Origin of the sequence: Caulobacter radicis (assembly GCF_003094615.1) — a bacterium.
Lineage (GTDB): Bacteria > Pseudomonadota > Alphaproteobacteria > Caulobacterales > Caulobacteraceae > Caulobacter > Caulobacter radicis.
Window position 1 is genome coordinate 24125 of record NZ_QDKO01000043.1, and the last position, 21854, is coordinate 45978.

18 protein-coding genes are annotated in these 21854 nt (G+C 69.5%); 9 read left to right on the plus strand and 9 right to left on the minus strand.

Features of this window, described 5'->3' with window-relative positions; all coding sequences use genetic code 11:
• Window positions 1-205: 205 nt before the first annotated feature.
• The 4 genes from DDF62_RS22820 to tyrS form a co-directional block, all read right to left on the minus strand.
• Window positions 206-700, minus strand: coding sequence for a bactofilin family protein (locus DDF62_RS22820; protein ID WP_116491242.1), 495 nt, complete (start codon window positions 698-700; stop codon window positions 206-208).
• Complete coding sequence (locus DDF62_RS22825) at window positions 681-1832, minus strand: peptidoglycan DD-metalloendopeptidase family protein (protein WP_116491243.1); 1152 nt, start codon at window positions 1830-1832, stop codon at window positions 681-683. The genes DDF62_RS22820 and DDF62_RS22825 overlap by 20 nt, the downstream gene beginning before the upstream one ends.
• A gap of 216 nt (window positions 1833-2048) precedes the next feature.
• The gene (locus tag DDF62_RS22830; protein WP_116491244.1) at window positions 2049-2513 is read right to left on the minus strand and encodes a peroxiredoxin; all 465 of its coding nucleotides are present in this window, start codon (window positions 2511-2513) and stop codon (window positions 2049-2051) included.
• Between the two features lie 107 nt (window positions 2514-2620).
• Entirely contained in the window at window positions 2621-3949 is a 1329-nt protein-coding gene (gene tyrS / locus DDF62_RS22835; RefSeq protein ID WP_208866924.1) for a tyrosine--tRNA ligase, read from the minus strand.
• 195 nt (window positions 3950-4144) lie between these two features.
• Between tyrS and DDF62_RS22840 the strand changes: the two genes are divergently transcribed.
• Entirely contained in the window at window positions 4145-5251 is a 1107-nt protein-coding gene (locus DDF62_RS22840) for an anhydro-N-acetylmuramic acid kinase (RefSeq protein ID WP_165832361.1), read from the plus strand.
• 15 nt (window positions 5252-5266) lie between these two features.
• Here DDF62_RS22840 and mazG read toward each other — a convergent pair whose 3' ends face one another.
• The 5 genes from mazG to DDF62_RS22865 all read right to left on the minus strand — a co-directional run bounded on the left by mazG (window position 5267) and on the right by DDF62_RS22865 (window position 10960).
• A complete protein-coding gene (gene mazG, locus DDF62_RS22845) occupies window positions 5267-6094 on the minus strand; it encodes a nucleoside triphosphate pyrophosphohydrolase (RefSeq protein ID WP_116491247.1) in 828 nt (275 codons plus the stop codon).
• Window positions 6051-7445, minus strand: a complete 1395-nt coding sequence (locus DDF62_RS22850) for an MFS transporter (RefSeq protein ID WP_116491248.1) — start codon at window positions 7443-7445, stop codon at window positions 6051-6053. The genes mazG and DDF62_RS22850 overlap by 44 nt, the downstream gene beginning before the upstream one ends.
• Window positions 7446-7716: 271 nt before the next feature.
• Window positions 7717-8220 carry a hypothetical protein gene (locus DDF62_RS22855; RefSeq protein ID WP_244286921.1) on the minus strand — a complete coding sequence of 168 codons (504 nt, stop codon included), beginning with the start codon at window positions 8218-8220 and terminating at the stop codon, window positions 7717-7719.
• Between the two features lie 29 nt (window positions 8221-8249).
• A complete protein-coding gene (gene nhaA, locus DDF62_RS22860) occupies window positions 8250-9428 on the minus strand; it encodes a Na+/H+ antiporter NhaA (RefSeq protein WP_116491249.1) in 1179 nt (392 codons plus the stop codon).
• A gap of 71 nt (window positions 9429-9499) precedes the next feature.
• The gene (locus tag DDF62_RS22865; RefSeq protein ID WP_116491250.1) at window positions 9500-10960 is read right to left on the minus strand and encodes a cobyric acid synthase; all 1461 of its coding nucleotides are present in this window, start codon (window positions 10958-10960) and stop codon (window positions 9500-9502) included.
• A gap of 89 nt (window positions 10961-11049) precedes the next feature.
• On the opposite strand from DDF62_RS22865, the gene DDF62_RS22870 reads away from it, so the two are divergent.
• The 8 genes from DDF62_RS22870 to DDF62_RS22905 all read left to right on the plus strand — a co-directional run bounded on the left by DDF62_RS22870 (window position 11050) and on the right by DDF62_RS22905 (window position 21820).
• On the plus strand, window positions 11050-11343 hold the full coding sequence (locus DDF62_RS22870) for an FAD assembly factor SdhE (protein WP_116491251.1): 294 nt from the start codon (window positions 11050-11052) through the stop codon (window positions 11341-11343).
• 166 nt (window positions 11344-11509) lie between these two features.
• Entirely contained in the window at window positions 11510-14974 is a 3465-nt protein-coding gene (gene mfd, locus DDF62_RS22875; protein WP_116491252.1) for a transcription-repair coupling factor, read from the plus strand.
• Between the two features lie 165 nt (window positions 14975-15139).
• Window positions 15140-17467 carry a methyl-accepting chemotaxis protein gene (locus DDF62_RS22880; protein ID WP_116491253.1) on the plus strand — a complete coding sequence of 776 codons (2328 nt, stop codon included), beginning with the start codon at window positions 15140-15142 and terminating at the stop codon, window positions 17465-17467.
• A 175-nt stretch (window positions 17468-17642) separates the two neighbouring features.
• The gene (locus DDF62_RS22885; protein ID WP_116491254.1) at window positions 17643-18140 is read left to right on the plus strand and encodes a GAF domain-containing protein; all 498 of its coding nucleotides are present in this window, start codon (window positions 17643-17645) and stop codon (window positions 18138-18140) included.
• Window positions 18141-18209: 69 nt separating this feature from the next.
• Window positions 18210-19349: a GNAT family N-acetyltransferase gene (locus DDF62_RS22890; RefSeq protein WP_116491255.1), complete on the plus strand. Its 1140-nt coding sequence runs from the start codon at window positions 18210-18212 to the stop codon at window positions 19347-19349.
• Window positions 19349-20269 carry a glycosyltransferase family 2 protein gene (locus DDF62_RS26375; protein WP_116491256.1) on the plus strand — a complete coding sequence of 307 codons (921 nt, stop codon included), beginning with the start codon at window positions 19349-19351 and terminating at the stop codon, window positions 20267-20269. Before DDF62_RS22890 ends, DDF62_RS26375 begins: the two co-directional genes overlap by 1 nt.
• Before the next feature lie 10 nt (window positions 20270-20279).
• Entirely contained in the window at window positions 20280-21206 is a 927-nt protein-coding gene (locus tag DDF62_RS22900) for a hypothetical protein (protein WP_116491257.1), read from the plus strand.
• An 89-nt stretch (window positions 21207-21295) separates the two neighbouring features.
• On the plus strand, window positions 21296-21820 hold the full coding sequence (locus DDF62_RS22905) for a flavin reductase family protein (protein WP_116491258.1): 525 nt from the start codon (window positions 21296-21298) through the stop codon (window positions 21818-21820).
• The last annotated feature ends 34 nt before the right edge of the window (window positions 21821-21854 follow it).

The following is a 21854-nucleotide window of genomic DNA, read 5'->3' on the forward strand; positions in this document are numbered from 1 at the left end:
CGCCCCGGAGCGATCCGGGGCGTTTTTCGTTTGGGGATGCCTCTATCCCCTTGATCCTGTCATTCCCGCCCTTGTGGCGGGAACCTCTGGTTCCGCTCGCACGTGAGGCGCAAGCGGCATGCTTGGCATGCCGCCCCATCTGCCCTTGCGGCTGAAAGAGGGGTTCCCGCCACAAGGGCGGGAATGACGGGAGGATCGGGGCTCTTTACCCGACCGGCTTGGCCGTAAGCGTCAGGTCCGCGACCGGAGCCGGCGCGACGGCCACCGGAGCCGCCTGCGGCGGGGCCTGGCGTTGGAACTTCAGGCTGCGGCCCTGGAAGAAGGCGCCGGTTTCCATGGCCAGTTGCTCATGGGTGATGTCGCCGTCGACATAGGCCGTGCCGTAGAGGCGGACCTGCTTGGCGGTGATCGCGCCGACGACGCGGCCGCGGATCTCGACGACCTCGGCGTAGACGCCGCCCTCGACGTGGCCGGTCTCGCCGACGGTCAGGCGGCCGACGCGGACGTCGCCGCGCACCACGCCGTCGATCTGCAGTTCGCCGTCGCCGCTGACGCCGCCCTCGATGGTGATGTCGGCCGAGATCAGCGAGGCCACGCGCGGCGGGGCCTTGCGGACCTGGTCGGCGGGCGCCGCGGCCGGAAGGGGCAGGGGCTCGATCTGGACCGGGGTCTTGGACCCCTTAGCCGGCTTGCTGAACATACTCGCCTGCCTTGAGGAAGCGGTTGGGGTTCTGGGCGCGGCCATTGACCCAGACCTCGTAGTGGAGGTGCGGACCGGTGGAGCGGCCGGTGGAGCCCATGGCGCCGACGCGCTGGCCGATGACGACGCGCTGGCCGACGCGGACGGCGATGCCCTGCAGGTGCGCGTAGCGGGTCTTGAAGCCGCCGCCATGGTCGATCTCGACGGTGTTGCCGTAGCCCGAGCGGACGCCGGTGAACGAGATGACGCCGGGCGCGGTGGCCATGATCGGCGTGTAGAAGGCGCCGGGGAAGTCCAGGCCCGAATGGAAGGCCGGGCGGTGCGTGAACGGGTCGAAGCGCACGCCGTAGCTGCTCGACAGGGCCGGGTTGGCGGTCGGGCGGTTGAACGGCAGGCGCTGGGCCGCCGCGCCGAGGCTGCGCATGTCCGACATGTCGCTGGCGGCGCGATGGATGCGGGCGGCGAACTCCTCGTCGACGTCCAGCACGGCGGCCAGGGCGCGAGGGTCCTTGGCCTCGATCAGCGGGCCGCCCAGCGAGGCGCCGCGGCCGGTGAAGCTGCCGGCGTCGAGGCCGGCCATGCGCATGGCCAGGCGGAGGCGCTCGGCCCGGCTCTTGGCGAAGCCCTCGGCGGCGTCGATCAGGCGCTCCTGGTCCATGCGGGTGGCCTGGATGCGCTCGACGGGCGAGGCGTCGCCGATGGCGGGTTTGTTGACGGCCAGGGCCTGGGCGGCGCCGGGCGCGCCCTTGAAGTCGCTGACCAGCAGGGCCAGGGCCGCGTGGCGCTTCTCGACCGACATGGCCAGGTCGTCGAGCGAGCCGCTGGTGGCCGACAACTGGGCCACCGCGCTGTTCAGGCGCGCCTGGCGGTCGGCGTTGAGGCGCTCGTAATAGGCCTTCTGCTTGAGGACGACCTGGTCGGTGTTGCTGACGGCCACGGTGTTGACCAGCATGGCCGCTGTGCAGACGCCCATCCACAGCGCCGCGGCGCCGACACCGGCGGCGCAGGCCATCTGCTTGCCCGTGGAAAGCACGTAGCCACGCATCTCGCCGCCCGAGCGGACATACAGATGGCGTTCCGGAAACAGACCTTCGAGGGTCTTACGTAGGCGGTGAAAATGCGCGATCGCCATACCCAGGAAACCCCCCAGTTTTCAAGGTCTGGGGGATATGCAACGAGAAAGCGGAAATGCGCAAGACTCTTCGCACCTGCGAAGGCGCGGATGGCCAAGTTTCGACCATGAACCTTCGTCGATTAACCCGACATGAACGGGCTGGCTACACGCGACACGGGAGAAGTGGCCGAAAAGCGAGACTTTGCGGCGCCGGCGCCACAGTGAGGCTTGGTCTTAGCCCTTCAGACCCTGGGCCGCCTTGAGCACCGCCTTGACGTGATTGGGGACCTTCACCTTGCGCCAGATCTCGCGGACGACGCCTTCGCCGTCGATCAGGAAGGTCGAGCGGTCGATGCCCATGTACTTGCGGCCGTACATGCTCTTCTCGACCCACGAGCCGTAGGCCTCGACGGTTTCGCCCAGGGTGTCGGAGCCGAGCTCGACGGTCAGGTCGTGCTTCTTGCGGAACTTGCCGTGGCTGGCGGCGCTGTCCTTGGAGACGCCGATCACCACAGCGCCGGCCTTGGCGAATTCCTCGACCTCGGCCGAGAACTGCAGGGCCTGCGAGGTGCAGCCGGTCGTGTCGTCCTTCGGGTAGAAGTAGAGCACGACGTTCTTGCCCTTCAGGCCGGCCAGGCTGACGCGGCCGGTGTCGGTGGGCAGGTCGAAGTCGGGGGCCTTGTCGCCGGGGTTCAGCATCGAACTTTCTCCAACATCACGGGCCCAGCGTCAGGGCGTAGAACGCGTCATCCCGAAGCGGCCGCGACCGCTCCGGGATGACGATACTTAATAGCTTCGCCGTCCGGTTAAACCGGTTTGACGAGCACGATCTTCTTCTTGCCTTGGCTCAGCTTGACCACGCCGTCGATCAGGTCGGCGTTGGTCACCAGGCGATCGCCGTCCTTCTCCTGGGCGTCATTCAGGCGCAGGCCGCCGCCCTGGGCCAGGCGTCGGGCCTCGCCGCGCGAGGCGGTCAGGCCGATGTCGGTCGCCAGCACGGCCAGGGCCACGCCTTCGGCCAGGACCGAGGCAGCGACCTCGACCGTCGGCAGGTCGGCCGACAGCGCGCCCTGCTCGAAAGCCGTTTCGGCCGTCGCGCGGGCGGTCCTGGCGGCCTCGTCGCCGTGCACCAGGCGGGTGGCTTCGTCGGCCAGCACCTTCTTGGCGTCGTTGATCTGGGCGCCTTCCAGGGCTTCCAGCTCGGCGATCCTGTCCAGCGGCAGGTCGGTGAACAGCTTCAGGAAGCGGCCCACGTCGGCGTCCTCGGTGTTGCGCCAGAACTGCCAGTAGTCGTACGGCGACAGGGCGTCGGCGTTGAGCCAGACGGCGCCGGCGGCGGTCTTGCCCATCTTGGCGCCCGAGGCCGTGGTCAGCAGCGGCGTGGTCAGGCCGAAGGCGGCCTTCTGGTCGACCCGGCGGGTCAGCTCGACGCCGTTGAGGATGTTGCCCCACTGGTCCGAGCCGCCCATCTGCAGCACGCAGCCGTACTTGCGGTTCAGCTCCAGGAAGTCGGTGGCCTGCATCAGCATGTAGTTGAACTCGAGGAAGGTCATCGGCTGCTCACGCTCGAGCCGCAGCTTCACCGAGTCGAAGGTCAGCATGCGGTTGATCGTGAAGTGCACGCCGTAGTCGCGCAGGAACTGCACGTAGCCGAGCTTCGACAGCCATTCGTCGTTGTCGACCATCACCGCGTCGGTCGGGCCGTCGCCGAAGGTCAGGAAGTTGGCGAACACCTTCTTGATGCCGTCGATGTTCGACTGGATCTGCTCGTCGGTGAGCAGCGGGCGCTGAGTGTCCTTGAAGGTCGGGTCGCCCACGCGGGTGGTGCCGCCGCCCATCAGGACGATCGGCTTGTGGCCGGCCTGCTGCAGGCGGCGCAGCATCATGATCTGGATCAGGTGGCCGACGTGCAGGCTGGGGGCGGTGGCGTCGAAGCCGATGTAGGCGGTGATCGCGCCGCCGGCGGCGGCCGCGTCCAATTCGTCCGGGTGGGTGATCTGATGGATGTAGCCGCGGCTCTGCATGGTCTGCAGGAATTCGGACTTGAAGCTCTGCGGCGCGGACATGGCTCGACTCTCTGTATCGCTGGTTCGCGCGTCTAGCACGGGCGGGGCTGTCTGTGGCGAGGGTTTCATCGATAGTCTCCTTGCAAGATGCGCCGGAGACGTCGTCGGTAGGGGGAGGGACGCATCGCCGGCCAGGTGGCGGTGCGTCGACATGACCGGTCGTTCGCCCGCTAGATCAGCGGGCGGTAATAGGCGCAGGAACGGAGGGCCTTGGCGGTCATGGGGCCTAGCTACCCGACACGGGGCGTGGCAGTCAACGCAACCATGCGCATTCTTGGATTCATGACCGGCACCTCGCTCGACGCGGTCGACATGGCGGTGCTCGACACCGATGGCGAGGCGATCCAGGGCTTTGGCCCCAGCGGCGAACGCAAGCTGCGCGAGGAAACCCGCACGCTGCTGCTGGAAACCACGCGCCAGGCCCTGGCCTGGAAGCGCGGACAAGCCGAGCCGGCCATCTTCGACGAGGCCCGGCTGGCGGTGGCCGAGGAGCATTTCCACGCGGCCGAGAGCTTCCTGGCCGAGCATGGGCTTGCATGGAGCGACTTCGACCTCTTGGGCGTGCATGGCCAGACCGTGCTGCACGAACGCCCGAACGCCGAGCGCGTGGGCCGGACGGTGCAACTGCTCGACGCCGAGCGGCTAGCGGTCCTGACCGGGCGGCCGGTGGCGTTCGATTTCCGCACCGCCGACGTGGCGGCCGGCGGGGAGGGCGCGCCGCTGGCGCCGATCTATCACGAGGCCCGCGCCCGCGCCTCGGGCCTGGCCGCGCCGGTGGCGGCGCTGAACATCGGCGGGGTGGCCAACATCACCCTGATCGGCGCGGACGGAACCCTGCTGGCCTTCGACACCGGCCCGGGCAACGGCATGATCGACCTGATGCTTCAGGAACGTGGCCTTGGCCGTTTCGACGAGGGCGGCCGGCTGGCGGCGGCAGGCGCGGTGGACGAGGCGGCGCTGAACGCGCTCCTGGCCAGCGCCTATTTCGCCGCGCCCGCGCCCAAGTCTCTGGACCGCTACGACTTCTCGCTGGACGCGGTGGCGCACCTGTCGGCGCAGGACGCGGCCGCGACCCTGGTGGCCTTCACTGCCGCGGCCGTGCTCAAGGCCTTCGACAAGAACGACGCCCCGCCCAGCGCCCTGATCGTCTGCGGCGGCGGCCGCCATAACCCACGGATCATGGCGGCGCTGGCCGAGCGGGTTCCCGTGCCGGTGAAGGCGGCCGAAGACTACGGCTGGCGCGGCGACGCCATCGAGGCCGAGGCCTTCGCCTATCTGGCGGCGCGGACGGCGCGCGGGCTGCCGATCAGCTTTCCGGGCACGACGGGGGTGGCGTCGCCGATGACCGGCGGACGGATCGCGCGGCCCTGACCCTTGGGACAGGCGCTACTTGCGTTCCGCCGCCTTGGCCGCGTCCCACAGGGCGTCCATCTCGGCCAGGTCGGACTGGTCGGGCGTGCGGCCGTCCTTGGCCAGCTCGGCCTCGATGAAAGCGAAGCGGCGGGCGAACTTGGCGTTGGTGGCGCGCAGGGCGTCCTCGGGCTCGACGTCGAGCTTGCGCGCAAGGTTGGCGCAGACGAACAGGATGTCGCCCAGTTCCTCGCGGGCCTTGGCCTGGTCGCCGGCGTCGATCTCGACCTGTAGTTCGGCGACTTCCTCGGCCAGCTTTTCCAGCACCTTGTCGGTCGAGGGCCAGTCGAAGCCGACGCGCGCGGCGCGCTTGGTCAGCTTCACGGCCCGGGTCAGGGCGGGCAGGCCGGCGGGCACGTCGTCGAGCACGCCGCCCTTCTTCTTGGCCTTGCGCTCCTGGGCTTTCAGCTCCTCCCAGCCCGCCTTCTGGTCGGCCAGGTCGTCATAGGCGTGGTCGCCGAACACGTGGGGATGGCGGCGGATCATCTTGTCGGAGATCGACCGGGCGACGTCCTGGAGGCTGAAGGCGCCTTGCTCCTCGGCCATCCGGGAATGGAACACCACCTGAAGCAGCAGGTCGCCAAGCTCTTCCTTCAGGTCGGAAAGATCATTGCGCTCGATGGCGTCGGCGACCTCGTAGGCCTCCTCGATCGTGTAGGGCGCGATGGTCGCGAAGGTCTGCTCGATGTCCCACGGGCAGCCGCCCCGCGGGTCGCGCAGGCGGGCCATGATCTCCACCAGGGTGAAGAGCGGATGCTCCTCACTGGGTTGCAGAGGGCGCGGGGCTGGGGTCGGAGAGGTCATGCGAGCTCGCTTGGGCGTTGGCTTGCGCCGCGTCGCGCGCCTCCAGTTGGGCGAGGATCTCGGCGTGGCGTCTGGCGTCCAGCGGATAGCGCACGATGATGACCGAGACCAGCACGCCCAGCGCCGCCGGCACGGCCGTGTAGAGCACGATCAGGGCGGTGTCGCCCTCGGCGCTGGGGATCTTGGGGTCGAAGCCCAGCTTCTCGAGCACCAGGAAGACGCCGATGGCCAGGGCGAAGCCCAGCTTCACCGTGCCGTTGACGATGGCGTACAGCAGGCCCGTGCGGTCGACACCGCTGTTCAGCCGCTCCTCGTCGCCGATGTCGGCCATCATTGAGCGCACCAGCAGCGGCGCTGCCGAGTAGGGCAGGCCGGCCAACACCAGCACCGTGATCGCGAAGGCGTTGACGCCGTTGGGCGTGATCACCGCGGCGACCTGGAAGACGGCGTACATGATCCCGGCGATCGCCAGGGAGGTGTGCTTGCCCGTGACCTTGGCGATCCAAGGCCACAGCGGCGCGCCGGCCAGGGCGGCCACGAAATAGACCAGCAGCAGGATCCCCGCCTGGTCCTTCGGGATGCCCTTGATGCGCTCGAAGAAGAAGAAGAACAGCGCGCCGCCGATGCCGGGCGCCAGGCCCATCAGCAGGTCGGCGATCAGCAGCTTCTGCACAGTGGGGCGCTTGAGCAGGGCGAAATACTGCTTCAGGCCCGCCTCGTGTCGCTGGGGCGGAGCCGCCGGCTCGCCGACGACCGCGCCGGCGAGCAGCGCCGTCAGCGGCATCAGCACGATGATGAACCAGCCCATGGCCTGGACGCCGGCGGCGTGGTCGCCCTTGAGGGTGAAGGCCACCAAGGGCGGCAGCAGCAGCACCAGGATCATGCCCACCACGTTGCCGGCGCTCCAGAAGCCGTAGATCCGTGATCGCTGCTGGTAGTCGGACGACAGCACTGCGCCCCAGGCCGTCTGGGCCAGGACCGCCATCGAGAAGCCGATGTAGACGACGATCAGCCATGACCAGAGGAAGATCGGCCCGATCCCGGGCTTGGCCATGAACAGCGCGTAGGAGGCGGCCATCAGCAGCGGCACGCTGGCCACCAGCCAGGGGCGGAAGCGGCCCCAGCGGGTGCGCGTGCGGTCCATCATGCCGCCCAGGATCGGGTCCAGGATGATGTCGGCCAGCCGCACCAGCAGGAAGGCCGTGCCGACCACCGACAGCGAAAGGCCAAGCTCGCTGACATAGTATTCGGGCAGATAGACCACGAGCGGCAGGCCAAGACCCGCCAGCGGCAGGGTCGGCGAGGCGTAGGCGGCCAGGGCGGCGGTCGATCGTCGCGGCGCAGCGGTCATGCTTCCTCCCCGGGGAGCCTCTGACGCCCCTTCTTACTGAACGGCGATCAGACTCTGCGTCGAGGGTTCTGGCAAGCGACCGCCGACACGACAGGATCGACATTCACGCGACGGCCGTATCCAAGATCCGTTCTTCCCCGCGAAGGCGGGGACCCAAGCGGAGTCTGCGGGTCGCTCACGGCCGCGCCGTCTCATGAAACTCAGCTTGGATCCCCGCCTTCGCGGGGATGCTCGGTGAGAAACGGTCACTGCTGCTTGATGTAGCTCCGGCCTAGTCCTTCACGAACTGCCCGTCCTCGATGCGGCGGGCCAGGCGATCGAAGGCCAGGCTGGCGTCGCTCCAGGTGGCCGCGTACTGGGCCTGCCAGATGTCGGTCTCGTACCAGCGATAGCGGATCGGCGTGCTGACGCCGTCGGCCGAGACGTACTCGCCCGACACTCGGGCCCCGCCGTTGCCGAAGCTTTCCATGGACAGGCCCGGCTTGCTGGTCAGCTGCAGGGGCGTGGGGCGATTGGGCACGGCGTCGTCGATCACCAGGCGCAGGCGGCCGCCCGATGCCGTCAGGCCGCCGGCGCGTTCCAGGCGACGCTCGACGGCCCGCTTGAGGTCGCGCGCCAGGTAGTCGAACTCGCGCTCGCCCAGCTTGTCGGCCTTGGCGGCGAGGTCGGGGCCGATGATCACCTCGACCTGCGAGACGGCGGGGGTGTCGGCGAACGCGGCGCTCGCCGGCAGGAGGGACGCCGCGGCGGCGGCGAAGAGGACGAAACGCAGCATGGCCCACGCTCCTCGTTGGACTGTTTGCTCTAGTTTGGACCCGCGCCGGCCATCGCGCCAGTCTTGCGACGACGCGGCAGGGCGAAGATCAGCCAGGCCAGCAGGGCCGAGGCCACCGACCCGGCCAGCACGCCGATCTTGGTCTCCTCGCGCAGCAGGGCGTCTCGGAAGGCCAGGTTGTTGATGAACAGGCTCATGGTGAAGCCGACGCCGCACAGCACGGCCACGCCATAGAGCTGGGTCCAGGTCACGCCGGTGGGGCGGCGCGCCAGGCCAAGGGCGATCGCGGCGGCGCTGAACGCCATGACGCCGGCCTGCTTGCCCAGGAAGAGGCCCAGCGCCGCGCCCAGGGTGGCGGGCGCCGTCAGGGCCGAGGCGTCGAGCCCGCCCAGGGCCACCCCGGCGTTGGCGAAGCCGAACACCGGCACGATCAGGTAGGCGACCCACGGGTTGAGCCCGTGCTCCAGCCGGTGCAGCGGCGAGTGCTCGCCCCGCGTCGAGGTCAGCGGGATGGTCATGGCCAGCAGCACGCCGGCCAGGGTGGCGTGCACGCCCGACTTCAGGAACAGGAACCACAGCAGTGCGCCCAGCAGCAGGTAGGGCCAGAGGGCGACGACCTTCAGGCGGTTCAGCGCGATCAGCGCGGCCAGCACGATGGCGGCTCCGCCCAGCGCCCAGAGCGTCAGCTGGTCGGTGTAGAAGAAGGCGATGATCAGGATCGCGCCCAGGTCGTCGATGATCGCCAGGGCGGCCAGGAAGATCTTCAGCGCGCCTGGCACGCGCGGCCCCAGCAGCGAAAGGACGCCCAGGGCGAAGGCGATGTCGGTCGCCGCCGGAATGGCCCAGCCGGCGCGCACGTCCGGCGCGTCGCGGGCGATGAAGAGGTAGACCAGCGCCGGCGCGATCATGCCGCCCAGGGCCGCGAAGCCGGGCAGGGCGCGGCGCGGCCAGGTCGATAGTTCGCCGCCGACGACCTCGCGCTTGATCTCCAGGCCCACGAGCAGAAAAAACACCGCCATCAGGCCGTCATTGACCCAGTGCTCGACCGACAGCGGGCCCAGATAGGCGTGCAGGGCGTGGAAATAGCCTGCGCCCAGCGGCGAATTGGCCACCAACAGCGCGGCCGCGGCCGAGATCATCAGCAGCACGCCGCCGGCGGACTCGCTGCGCAGGAAATCGCGCAGGGCGGATACGGCGCGCGCCGGCATGAGGGCTCCCAACTCGGATTCGTCGGGGGCGACTTTGGCCGCCGGAAACGCCCGGAGCCAGGAAAACCGGACTAGGGCAGGCCGGCGATGCGGGCGATGGCGGCGATGTCCAGCGAGCGCTCCAGGATTTCGGCGATCTCGTCCAGCGCCGCGTCGACCCGCGCCGGCTGGTCCTGACCGTCGGTCGCGACGCCGAGCGGGGCGAGGAGGGCGGCGCGGGCGCTGGCCTTGTCGAACAGGCCGTGGACGTAGGCGCCGGCGATCCGGCCGTCGGCCGACACCGCGCCGTCGGGGCCATGGCCGTCGATCGCCAGCAGCGGCCGGGCGGTTCCCGGACCGTCGGTGCGCCCTACATGGATCTCGTAGCCCTCGAAGGCCGCGCCGTCGGCCAGCCTCCCGGTGACCGGCCGCACCGTCTTGTCGCCGGCCAGCACCGTCTCGACGTCGAGCAGGCCAAGCCCGGGCGCCGATCCCGGCGCGCCCTCGACGCCCTCCGGATCGCTCACCGTCCGGCCCAGCATCTGGTAGCCGCCGCAGACCCCCAGCACCCGCCCGCCGCGCCGGGCGTGGGCGAGAATGTCGACGTCCCAGCCGTTCGCGCGCAGGAAGGCCAGGTCCGCCAGCGTCGCCTTGGTCCCGGGCAGGATGACGAGGTCCGCGTCGGCCGGCAGCACCGCGCCCGGCGACAGGAAGGCAAGGTCGATCGCCGGATCGTTCCGAAGCGGGTCGAAGTCGTCGAAATTGGCGATCCGCGACAGCATCGGCACGACCACCTTGGCGCGGCGGCCTTCGGAGGTGGGCGCGGGCCGTTCCAGCACCACGGCGTCCTCGGCGGGCAGGAGCCTCACGGGCGGCAGCCACGGGACCATGCCGAGGTCCGGCCAGCCGGTCCGGCGCACGACTTCGGCGCGGCCGTCGTCGAACAGCGCCGGATCGCCCCGGAACTTGTTGATGATGAAGCCCTTGATCCGCGCCCGGTCGGCCTCGTCGAGCACCAGGTGGGCCCCGGCCAGGGCGGCGATCACGTGTCCGCGGTCGATGTCGCCGACCAGGGCCACCGGCACGTCGGCGGCGTGGGCGAAGCCCATGTTGGCGATGTCGCCGGCCCGAAGGTTGGTCTCCGCCGGACTGCCCGCGCCCTCGACCAGAACGAGGTCGGCCTCGGCGGCCAGGCGGCGATAGCTGTCCAGCGTCGTGGCCAGCAGGTCGGGCTTGAGCCCCTGAAAGGCGCGGGCCTTGTAGTTCCCCACCACGCGGCCCTGGACCACGACCTGCGCGCCGACATCGCTCTGGGGTTTCAGCAGCACGGGGTTCATATGGACGCTGGCCGGGGTGCGGCAGGCCACGGCCTGAAGCGCCTGGGCCCGGCCGATCTCGCCGCCGTCGGCGGTCACGGCGGCGTTGTTGGACATGTTCTGCGGCTTGAACGGCCGCACTGCCAGGCCACGGTTGGCGAACAGGCGGCACAGCCCCGCCACCAGGGTCGATTTGCCGACGTCGGAGCCGCAGCCCTGGATCATCAAGGAAGCCATGCCCTCGCGCCTAAAGGCGTCAGCAGGTTCGGTCAATCGACGCCGCGACGCTGGCGCGCGGGCTCGGCGCGCTCTATATCGGCGGCCGCATGACCATCGATCACGACGCCCGCCTCCGGCGGCTGAAGTTTCGGGCCTGGCACCGCGGCTTTCGTGAAGCGGACCTCATTCTGGGGCCGTTCGCGGAAACGCATGGCCCGAGCCTGACCCCCGACCAGCTCGACGTGCTGGAAACTCTGCTCGAACAGTCCGATCGCGAGATCTACGCCTGGATCGTCGGCCAGGAGCCGACGCCCGAGGCGTTCGAGACCGAGATCATGGCGATGATCCGCAAGTTCCGCTTCGAAGCGCATCTTTCTCGACCGCCTGGCGACGGGGCGTAGGTCGTGCGTGGTCCTCGTGCTTCGACAAGCTCAGCATGAGGACCAAAGCAGGGCCCCGTCAGTAGAAACCTCACCCTGAGCCTGTCGAAGGGCGAGGTTTCGGTCCGAGAGTCTGAACCAATAGCGTCCCGGCGGCTTATCGGTCGCCAAGCATCCGAAGAGCAGCATGGCCTACGACGCCAAACAGATCGCCAAGGCCGCCGGCGGCCTGACCCTGGCCGGCGCGCCGGAAGGCTTCGACGCCCTGGTGATGGCCGATATCGCCCGTGCCCGGGGTGGGCTGACGGCCTTCGTCGCCCGCGACACCGCCCGGGCCAGCGCCTTCATCGACGCCCTGAAGTTCTTCGCGCCCGAGATCGAGGCGGTGCTGCTGCCCTCGTGGGACTGCCTGCCCTACGACCGCATCGGCCCCTCGGCGGGCGTCGCGGCCACCCGCATGTGCACCCTGCACCGGCTGGCGAACGGTCTTGGCCAGGCCAAGCCCGCCATGCTGGTCGTCGCGGCCCCGGCCCTGCTTCAGCGCGTGCCGACCAAAGAGGTGCTGCTGCGCGCCAGCTACGGCGCCAAGGTCGGCCAGAGCGTCGATATCAAGGACCTGGAGCGCTATTTCGCCGTCAACGGCTATGTCCGCGCCTCCACCGTCTCCGAACGCGGCGAGTTCGCCATTCGCGGCGGCGTCATCGACGTCTATCCGCCGGCCTCGGAAGAGCCCGTGCGCCTCGACCTCTTCGGCGACACGCTGGAGAGCATCCGCGCCTTCGATCCCGAGACCCAGCGCTCGACCAAGCAGTTGCCCTCGATCGAGCTCTTGCCGGTCAGCGAGGCCTTGCTGGACGCCGACGCCGTGTCGCGCTTCCGGGGCTCGTACGTGCGCCTGTTCGGCGCGCCGGGGGACGACGCGCTCTACGCCGCGGTCAGCGACGGCGGCCGCCGCGCCGGCATGGAGCACTGGCTGCCGCTGTTCTATGAGCGGATGGCGACGATCTTCGACTACCTGCCGCCCGGAAGCCTGGTCGGCGTCGACCATCAGGCCGCCGAGGCCCGCGACGAACGCCTGGCGATGATTGCCGACGCCTACGACGCCCGCGCCGCCGCCGACCGCAAGTCGGCCTATCGCCCGCTGGAGCCGCACGCCCTCTACCTGACCGCCAAGGAATGGGACGAGGCGGTGAGTGATCGTCCGCACCGCCAGTTCACGCCGTTCCAGCCGCAAGGCCTGGACGTCGTCGATCTCGGCGCGAAGCTGGGCCGCACCTTCGCCGCCGAGCGCGCCCAGGACAGCGTCAACCTGTTCGAGGCCACCGCCGATCACGCCAAGAAGCTGGCCGGGGAGGGCAAGCGCGTCCTCTTCGCCTCGTGGTCGGAGGGCTCGTCCGAGCGTCTCGGAACCATGCTGGCCGACCACGGCCTGAAGAAGGTGCCGTTCGCCGGCTACTGGCAGGCGGCCAAGGCCAATGATCCGAAGGTCCCGCAGCGCGTCGTCCTGCCGCTGGACGCCGGCTTCGAGACCGACAGCCTCGCTGTCATCTCCGAGACCGACATCCTCGGCGACCGCCTGGCCCGTCCGCGCAAGAAGCGCCGCGCCGCCAACTTCCTGGCCGAAGCGTCCGCGCTGACCCCGGGCGACCTCGTCGTTCACATCGACCACGGCATCGGCCGCTACGAGGGCCTCAAGACCCTGGACGTGCAAGGCGCGCCGCACGACTGCCTCGACCTGATGTATGCCGGCGAGAGCAAGCTCTACCTGCCGGTCGAGAACATCGACCTGCTCACCCGCTACGGCGCCGACGGCGAGAACGTCCAGCTCGACAAGCTGGGCGGCGCGGCCTGGCAGGGCCGCAAGGCGAAAGCGAAAGAGCGCCTGCGGGTCATGGCCGAAGGCCTGATCCAGATCGCCGCCGCCCGCTCGCTGAAGTCGGTGGAAGAGACCGATCCGCCGTCGGGCGTGTTCGACGAGTTCTGCGCCCGCTTCCCCTACGAGGAGACGGACGACCAGCTCAACGCCATCCACGACGTGCTGGAAGACCTGTCGTCGGGCAAGCCGATGGACCGCCTGATCTGCGGCGACGTCGGCTTCGGCAAGACGGAAGTGGCCCTGCGCGCGGCCTTCGTGGTGGCCATGAGCGGCAAGCAGGTGGCCATCGTCTGCCCGACCACGCTTCTGGCCCGCCAGCACTACAAGACCTTCAAGGAACGCTTCCAGGGCTGGCCGATCAAGGTCACCCGCCTGTCGCGCTTGGTCACCGGCAAGGAAGCCGCCGACACCCGCGAGGGCCTGGCCAACGGCCAGCTGGAGATCGTGGTCGGCACCCACGCGGTGCTGTCCAAGCAGGTCGCCTTCAAGGACCTGGGCCTCGTGATCGTCGACGAGGAGCAGCACTTCGGGGTCAAGCACAAGGAGAAGCTGAAAGAGCTTCGCGCCGACGTGCACATGCTGACCCTGACCGCCACCCCCATTCCTCGTACGCTCCAGATGGCGCTGTCGGGCATCCGGGAGATGTCGATCATCGCCACCCCGCCGGTGGATCGCCTGGCGGTGCGCACCTACATCACGCCCTTCGACGCCGTCACCGTGCGCGAGGCCCTGCTGCGCGAGAAGTATCGCGGCGGCCAGGCCTACTACGTCGTGCCGCGCCTGAAGGACCTGGAGGACATCGAGAAGTTCCTCCGCACCCAGGTGCCGGAGATCAAGTACGTCGTCGGCCACGGCCAGATGAGCGCCACCCAGCTGGAAGAGGTGATGACCGCCTTCTACGAGGGGCAGTACGACGTGCTTCTGGCTACGACGATCGTCGAGAGCGGGCTGGATATCCCCTCCGCCAACACCCTGGTCGTGCACCGCGCCGACATGTTCGGCCTGGCCCAGCTCTATCAGATCCGCGGCCGGGTCGGCCGCTCCAAGGCCCGCGCCTACGCCTATCTGACGACGCCCGCCGAAAAGCAGATCACCCTGTCGGCCGAGAAGCGCCTGAAGGTGCTGCAATCGCTCGACAGCCTGGGCGCAGGCTTCCAGCTGGCCAGCCACGACCTCGATATCCGGGGCGGCGGCAACCTGCTCGGCGACGAGCAGAGCGGCCACATCAAGGAGATCGGCGTCGAGCTCTATCAGCAGATGCTGGAAGACGCCGTGGCGGCCCTGCGCGAGCGCCAGGGCGCCGAGGCCCTGCTGGAGGACCGCGCCTGGTCGCCGCAGATCAACACCGGCGCGGCCGTGATGATCCCCGACGACTACGTGCCCGACCTCAATGTGCGCCTGTCGCTCTACCGCCGCCTGTCGGAAGCCGAGAAGGCCGCCGACCGCGAGGCCCTGGCCGCCGAGATGATCGACCGCTTCGGCCCGCTGCCGCCCGAGACCGACTCCTTGCTCAAGGTCGTCGGCATCAAGGGCATGTGCCGCGAGGCCAATGTCGCCAAGATAGACGTCGGCCCCAAGGGCGCGGTGCTCAGCTTCCGCAACGACGAGTTCGCCAACCCGCTGCCGCTGATGCAGTTCATCGGCAAGAACAGCCTGATCTGGAAGGCCCGCCCCGACCAGAAGGTCGTCGTGAAGGGCGAATGGGACACGCCCGCTCAGCGGCTGGACGCGGCCGAGAAGATCCTGGTCCAGCTGGTCAAGCTGGCGAAGGGGTAGGGCGGCTCTCCAATACCCTCTCTCAAAGAGAGAGGGAACTTGAGCGCGCTGGCCCGCCGTCTGCTCTAGCAGGCGCCAGATTGTCGCAGCTTAACTACGGTTAACGGCTGATTAGGAATCGCCAGCCACAACGAGGTTAACGGCTCGGGCTGCGGAGATTCTCTTATGAAGGCGTTCGGTCGGCTGACCATCGCGTGGAAGCTGGTGACGGTGGCGGGTCTGGCCATCGGTCTTCTGCTGATCGCCGCCGCCGTGGCGGTGTCGATGCACACCTCCAGCATCGTCGCGGGCCTGACGCATCGCTATGCCGACGCCGTGGCCGACGACGCCATCGAGCAGATCCGCACCGAGATCGGCAAGGTCGAGGCGACCTCGCGGTCCACCGCCGGCTCCATCGCCGCGGCCCACATCGCCGGCGTGCGCGACCGCCGCGCCTATATCGAGATGCTGCGCCCGCAGGCCGACGCCACCCCGATCGTCATGGGCGCCTGGTTCATGGCCGCGCCCGACGCGCTGGACGGCAAGGACGCCGAGTTCGCCGGCCAGACCGCCATGGGCTCGACCGCCCAGGGCAACTTCACCCCGTACTGGGTGCACAACGACGGCAAGGTGATCTTCGAGCCGCTGAGCGAAGGCAACGAATACAGCCAGCCCTACTACACGGTCCCGCGCGACACCCGTAAGGCGGCGATCCTCGAGCCCTATCCCTACACCGTCGCCGGCAAGACCCAGCTGATGACCTCGGTCGTCTATCCGGTGCTCGTGAACGGCCAGTTCCTCGGCGCCGAGGGTGTCGACCTGTCGCTCGACGGCGTCTCGCAGCGCCTGGAGAAGATGCAGCCCCTGGGCGGCGGCCGCGTGATGCTGCTGTCCTCGAGCGGCAAGTGGGTGGCCCACCCCAACGCCGATCTGCGCACCACGGCCTATGCCGACGCCGGCGCCGACAGGGTCAAGGCCGTGCTGAGCGGCGGCGAGCCGGCGATCTTCGAAGGCGTCAAGGTCGGGGACGAGGAGATGGAGCGGATGGTCCGTCCCATCGCCATGCCCGAGCTCAACACCACCTGGGCGCTGGTCATGGACGTGCCGCGCTCGGCCATCACCGGTCCGGCCGACCGCCTGGCCATGATCCTGTTCATCGGCGGCATGGTGATCACCGGCGCGGTGCTCTTGGCCCTGTTCCTGGCCAGCGCCAGCCTGGTGCGCAAGCCCTTGTCGGGCCTGACCCAGTCGGTCGACGCCCTGAGCGCCGGCCGCTACGACCAGCCGGTGCCCGGCGTGACCGGCGGCGACGAGATCGGCGCCATCGCCCGCGCCCTGGACGGCTTCCGCCACGACCTGGCCGACGGCCAGCGCCGCCGCGCCGAGCAGGAGGCCGAACGCGCCGCCGCCGAGATCGAGCGCCAGCGCCACGCCGAAGAGGCCGAGGCCTTCGCCAAGGCCCAGGCCGCTGCTGTCGCCACCCTCGGCCAGGGCATGGAGAAGCTGGCCGAGGGTGATCTCATCTGGCGCATGCGCGAGGACGGCTTCTCGGGCGAGGCGCGCAAGATGCCGCGCGACTTCAACGCCGCCGTCGACAGCCTGCAGCAGACCATGGCCGGCATCCTGTCGGCCGCCCAGAGCATCCGCGCCGGCTGCGCCGAGATCAGCCACGCTTCCGACGACCTGGCCCAGCGCACCGAACGCCAGGCCGCGGGCCTTGAGCAGACCGCCGCCGCCCTCGACCAGATCACCGCCACGGTGAAGAAGAGCTCGGAAGGCGCCGAGCGCGCCCGCCAGCTGACCGAAAGCGCCAAGGCCAACGCCGAGAAGAGCGGCAAGGTCGTCACCGAGGCCGTCCAGGCCATGGGCGGCATCGAGAAGTCTTCGCAGTCGATCACCCAGATCATCGGCGTCATCGACGAGATCGCCTTCCAGACCAACCTCCTGGCCCTGAACGCCGGCGTCGAGGCCGCGCGGGCCGGTGATGCGGGCAGGGGCTTCGCGGTCGTCGCCCAGGAAGTCCGGGCCCTGGCCCAGCGCAGCGCCGACGCCGCCAAGGAGATCAAGGGCCTGATCCGCGCCTCGACCGACGAGGTCGGCAAGGGCGTGCGCCTGGTAGGCGAAACCGGCGAGACCCTGCAGCAGATCATGGAGCAGGTCTCCGAGATCAACGCCCTGGTCGGCGAGATTGCGTCCTCGGCCAAGGAGCAGTCGGTGGGCCTCGCCGAGGTCAACACCGCCGTCAACCAGATGGACCAGGTGACCCAGCAGAACGCGGCCATGGTCGAGCAGTCGACCGCCGCCGCCCATGCCTTGTCCAACGAGGCGGGCGAGCTGGAACGCCTGATCGGTCGCTTCCAGGTCGGGGCCGAGATCCGCGACCTGCATCCCCGCCAGGCCCCGCGCCAGCCGGCCGCGCCCCGTCGCGAAGCCTTCCGCGAGCGCTACGTGCAGGGCGCCAACGCCCTGAAGATCGCCCCGCAGTCGCGTCCGGGCGATTGGGAAGAGTTCTGAGGCGAAAACCTCGCCCTTCGACGAGCTCAGGGTGAGGTTTTCCTTCGACCCCGAACGGCTGCCACGGTCCTCATCCTGAGCTTGTCGAAGGACGAGGACCGCTACGGTTTAGGCCGCCGAGATAAAACGGCCGAAGGGGCTCGCTTATGCGCGCCGCCGCGCTATATCCGCGCCCATGGCCGAAGCTTTCAACGACAAGACCCTTTCCGCCGACAAGGCCGCCCGCTATGCCGAGGTCGCCGAGGAGATCGCCTCCGTCCTCGACGGCGAGGCCAATGTGACCGCCCGCATGGCGACCGTGGCCTCGATGCTGGCCAACAGCTTCGACCACTATTTCTGGACCGGCTTCTACGTCGTCGATCCGGCCAAGGAGCGCGAGCTGGTCGTCGGCCCGTACCAGGGCACGCTGGGCTGCCTGCGCATTCCGTTCGGCCGCGGCGTCTGCGGCGCGGCCGCCGCCACCGGCCAGACCCAGCTTGTGCCGGATGTGCACGCCTTCCCGGGCCACATCGCCTGCGACAGCCGCTCGGCCAGCGAGGTCGTGGTGCCGGTGTTCGACGGTGAAGGCCGCCTGCTGGCCGTTTTCGACGTCGATTCCGACCGTCCGGCGGCTTTCGACGAGATCGACCAGGTGTGGCTGGAGCGCATCCTGGGTGCGACATTCCGCGCCTGAGCTTGGCCTCTCGATTGCAGTGACATTTCCATCATTCCCTAACCGAGCCGGTTTAGGACAGAGGTGGACATGTTGGACGTCGAGACCCTTCACCCCTCCGAACTCGCCCCCGCGGACGTCGCCCTCTGGCGCGCCTTCGCGCAGGCACAGCCCGCCTTGGCCGGCCCGCTGCTGGGCCCGGACTTCGCGCTGGCGGTCGGCAAGGTGCGCGAGGACGCGCGGGTCGCGGTGATTCGACGCGCCGGCGAGACGATCGGCTTCCTGGCCCATCATCGCCGTCCGGGCGGCGTCGCCCGCGCCATCGGCGCCCCTCTGTCGGACTATCACGGCCTGGTCGCCAAGCCTGGCGTCGAGATCGACGCGGCCCAGGTGCTGCGCGCCGCCGACCTGGCCGTGTTCCGCTATACCGGCCTGGTGGATCCGGCCGGCGCCTTCCAGGTCGAGCCGGCGATCCCCGCCTATGTCATCGACACGCAGGGTGACGCGACGGCCTATCTTGAGGCCGTCCGCGCCGGCAGCCCCAAGAAGATCAAGAACTACCGCCGCCTGGACAACAAGCTCGACCGCGAGATGGGCCAGGTGACGCTGAAGGCCGGCGACGACAGCCAGGAGGCCTTCGACCAGTTGATCGCCTGGAAGCGCGAGCAGATCGAGCGCACCGGCGTCCATGACTTCCTGCGCCCGCAATGGACGCGCGACCTGTTCCAGATGCTGTTCGAGCGGCGCGACGGCGATTTCCGCGGCCTGATGATCAACCTCTATGCCGGCGACCAGCTGGTGGCGGGCCACTTCGGGGTGCGCCAGGGCGCGGTCTATCACCCGTGGATCGCCTCGACCAATCTGGCCTTCGCCGCCTGGTCGCCGGGACAGATCTTCTTCATGCGTGCGATCGCCGCCATGCCGGAGCTGGGCCTGACCCGCTACGACCTGGGGCCGGGCGCCGACCACTACAAGCACTCCTATGGCCTTTCCCAGACCCTGATCGCCGACGGCGCGGCCACCGCCGCCAGCATGGCCGGCCGCGTGGCCGGCTCGGTCGAGGGCGTCTGGGCCCTGGCCGGCGCCAACGGCGTGGGTCCGGTCGCGCGCCTGCGTCGCCGCATGGACATCATCGCCAGCACCGAGCTGACCATGGGCGGCCGGGTGAAGGGGCTGGTCGACGCCGTGGCCGCCCAGGGCAAGCGCCGCAACGCGACGATGGAGGTCTGATGGCCCGCGTGACGATCATGATCCCGACCCAGCGTCGGCTCGGCGGCCTGGCTGTCGCGGCCCGCTCGGTGCTGGCCCAGGCCGGGGTGGATCATTCCGAGCTGGAACTCGTGATCGTCGACAACGACCAGGTCCCGTCCGCCAGGGACGTGGCCCAGACCCTGGCCGCCGAGGCGCCGTTCCCTGTCCACTACGTTCACGAGCCCCGCGCCGGCGTCGCCAACGCCCGCAACGCCGGCATGGCCAAGGCCTCGGGGCAGTTCGTCGCCTTCCTCGACGACGACGAGGAGGCCCCCGCCGGCTGGCTGGCGGCCTTGCTGGCCGCCCAGCAGGCTTACGCCGCCGACGTCGTGTTCGGCCCGGTCCGCGCCCGCGCGCCTCAGGCCGTCACCCAGCACCGCGACTACCTGGAGCGGTTCTTCTCGCGCATCGGCCCCGAGCAGGCCGGCGTCATCGACCACTATTACGGCTGCGGCGACAGCCTGCTGAAGCGCTCGAGCCTGCCCGATCCGGTCGCGCCCTTCGCAGCCGAGCGCAATCATATCGGCGGCGAGGACGACATGCTGTTCGGCCACATGCGGGCCGCCGGCGCGGTCTTCGCCTGGGAGCCGGCCGCCTGGGTGTGGGAAGACCCCGTGCCCGACCGCCTGACCCTCGACTACACGATCCGCCGCGCCTTCGCCTACGGCCAGGGTCCCTCGGCCCATTGCGCCGCCGCCGTGCCGCCCGACCGGGTGGGCGTCGCCCGCTGGATGGCCGTCGGGCTCGTCCAGGCCGCGCTGTTCGGGGCCGTGGCCGGCTTCAAGTGGCTGACCCGCGCCGGCGACCGGGCCGAATGGCTGGACCGCGCCGCGCGGGGCCTGGGCAAGACCCTGTGGTGGGGTCCCTTCAAGATCCATTTCTACGGACACTCGGCGTGAGGCTGGCGTCATGACCATCATCCACGACTGGACCCCCGAGAAGGCCAAGGCCTTCGGCAAGGAAAACCTGATCTTCCAGCACGGCCTGCACGAGCGGCCGATGTTCGACGACGAGGGCCTGGCGCGCCTGCTCGACCGCTATCCGCGCGAGCTCCTGGGCGTCTTCACCATGGGCGAGGACCCCAAGGCCTGGACCACCTGGCGCAAGGGCTCGGCGGGAAACCTGTCGGGCGAGCAGCTGCTGGAGGCCGCCAAGGCCGGCCGCATCTGGCTGAACCTGCGCCACACCAACGACCACGTCCCCGAGTACGCCGCCCTGTGCGACGAGATCTTCGCCGAGAAGGAGGCGCGGGTTCCGGGCCTCAAGACCTTCAAGCGTGACCTCGGCATGCTGATCAGCAGCGCCAACGCCCAGGTGTTCTACCATCTCGACGTGCCGCTGGTGTCGCTGTGGCAGATCCGCGGCGTCAAGAAGGTCTGGGTCTATCCGGTGGCCGACCCCTATGTCGGCGACCTGGCGCTGGAGAAGATCGTGCTGCGCGAGACCGCCGAGCAGTTCGCCTTCGACCCGGCCTGGGACGCCGGCGCCCAGGCCGTCGAGCTGACCCCCGGCTCGATGGTCACCTGGAAGCAGAACGCCCCGCACCGGATCGAGAACGGCCCGATGCTCAATGTCTCGATCTCGATCGAGTTCATGACCCCGCCGGCCCTGATGCGCGCCAACGTCATCTACGCCAACGGCGTGCTGCGCCGCCGCCTGGGCGCCAGTCCCAAGGTCCAGGCCGGTTTTGGCCCCACGGCCCTGGGCAAGCTGGCCGTCGCCCGCGGCGCCAAGGCGCTGAACCTTCAGACGCCTCATGTGCGCCACCTGCCGGTGACCTTCGGGCTGGATGCGGCCAAGCCCGGGGTTCTGGTCGAGGCGCCGCCTGCGGCCTAAGTAAGCAGAAACTTCATTGGCGTCGGTGTGAGGCCAAGCTTCGCCGCGACGCTTGCCCGCGCGGCCGGATTGCCTCACTCCTTACGCCGATGAGTCAGGCGGTCACGATCGAACTGGGGGAAGGCGGCGCGCACGACGCCCGCGCCCTGCGCAACGCTTTCGGGTGCTTCACCACGGGGGTCACCGTCGTCACGACGCTGGGGCAGGACGGCCGCCGCGTCGGCCTGACCGCCAACTCCTTCACGTCAGTGTCGCTGGATCCGCCCCTGGCCTTGGTCTGCGTCGACCTGAAGTCGTCCAGCCTGCCGGCGCTGGACGCCGCCGGACGCTTCGCCGTCAACGTGCTGCACGCCGACCACCAGGCCCTGGCCCGCCAGTTCGTACAGAAGGACACCGACCGCTTCGCCGGCGTCGACACCGAGACCTGGCGTACCGGCGTGCCGATCCTGCCCGGCTGCATGGCCAATTTCGAATGCGAGACCCACCACGTCTTCGACGCCGGCGACCACCGGGTCTATGTCGGGCGGGTGGTCAAGCTGCGCTACGACCCCGACCACGAGCCGCTGGTCTACCTGCAGGGCCGGTTCCGCCGGGTGCATGTGGACGCCGAGTAAGGCTGTGCGTCCTTCGAGGCTCGCCCATGGCTCG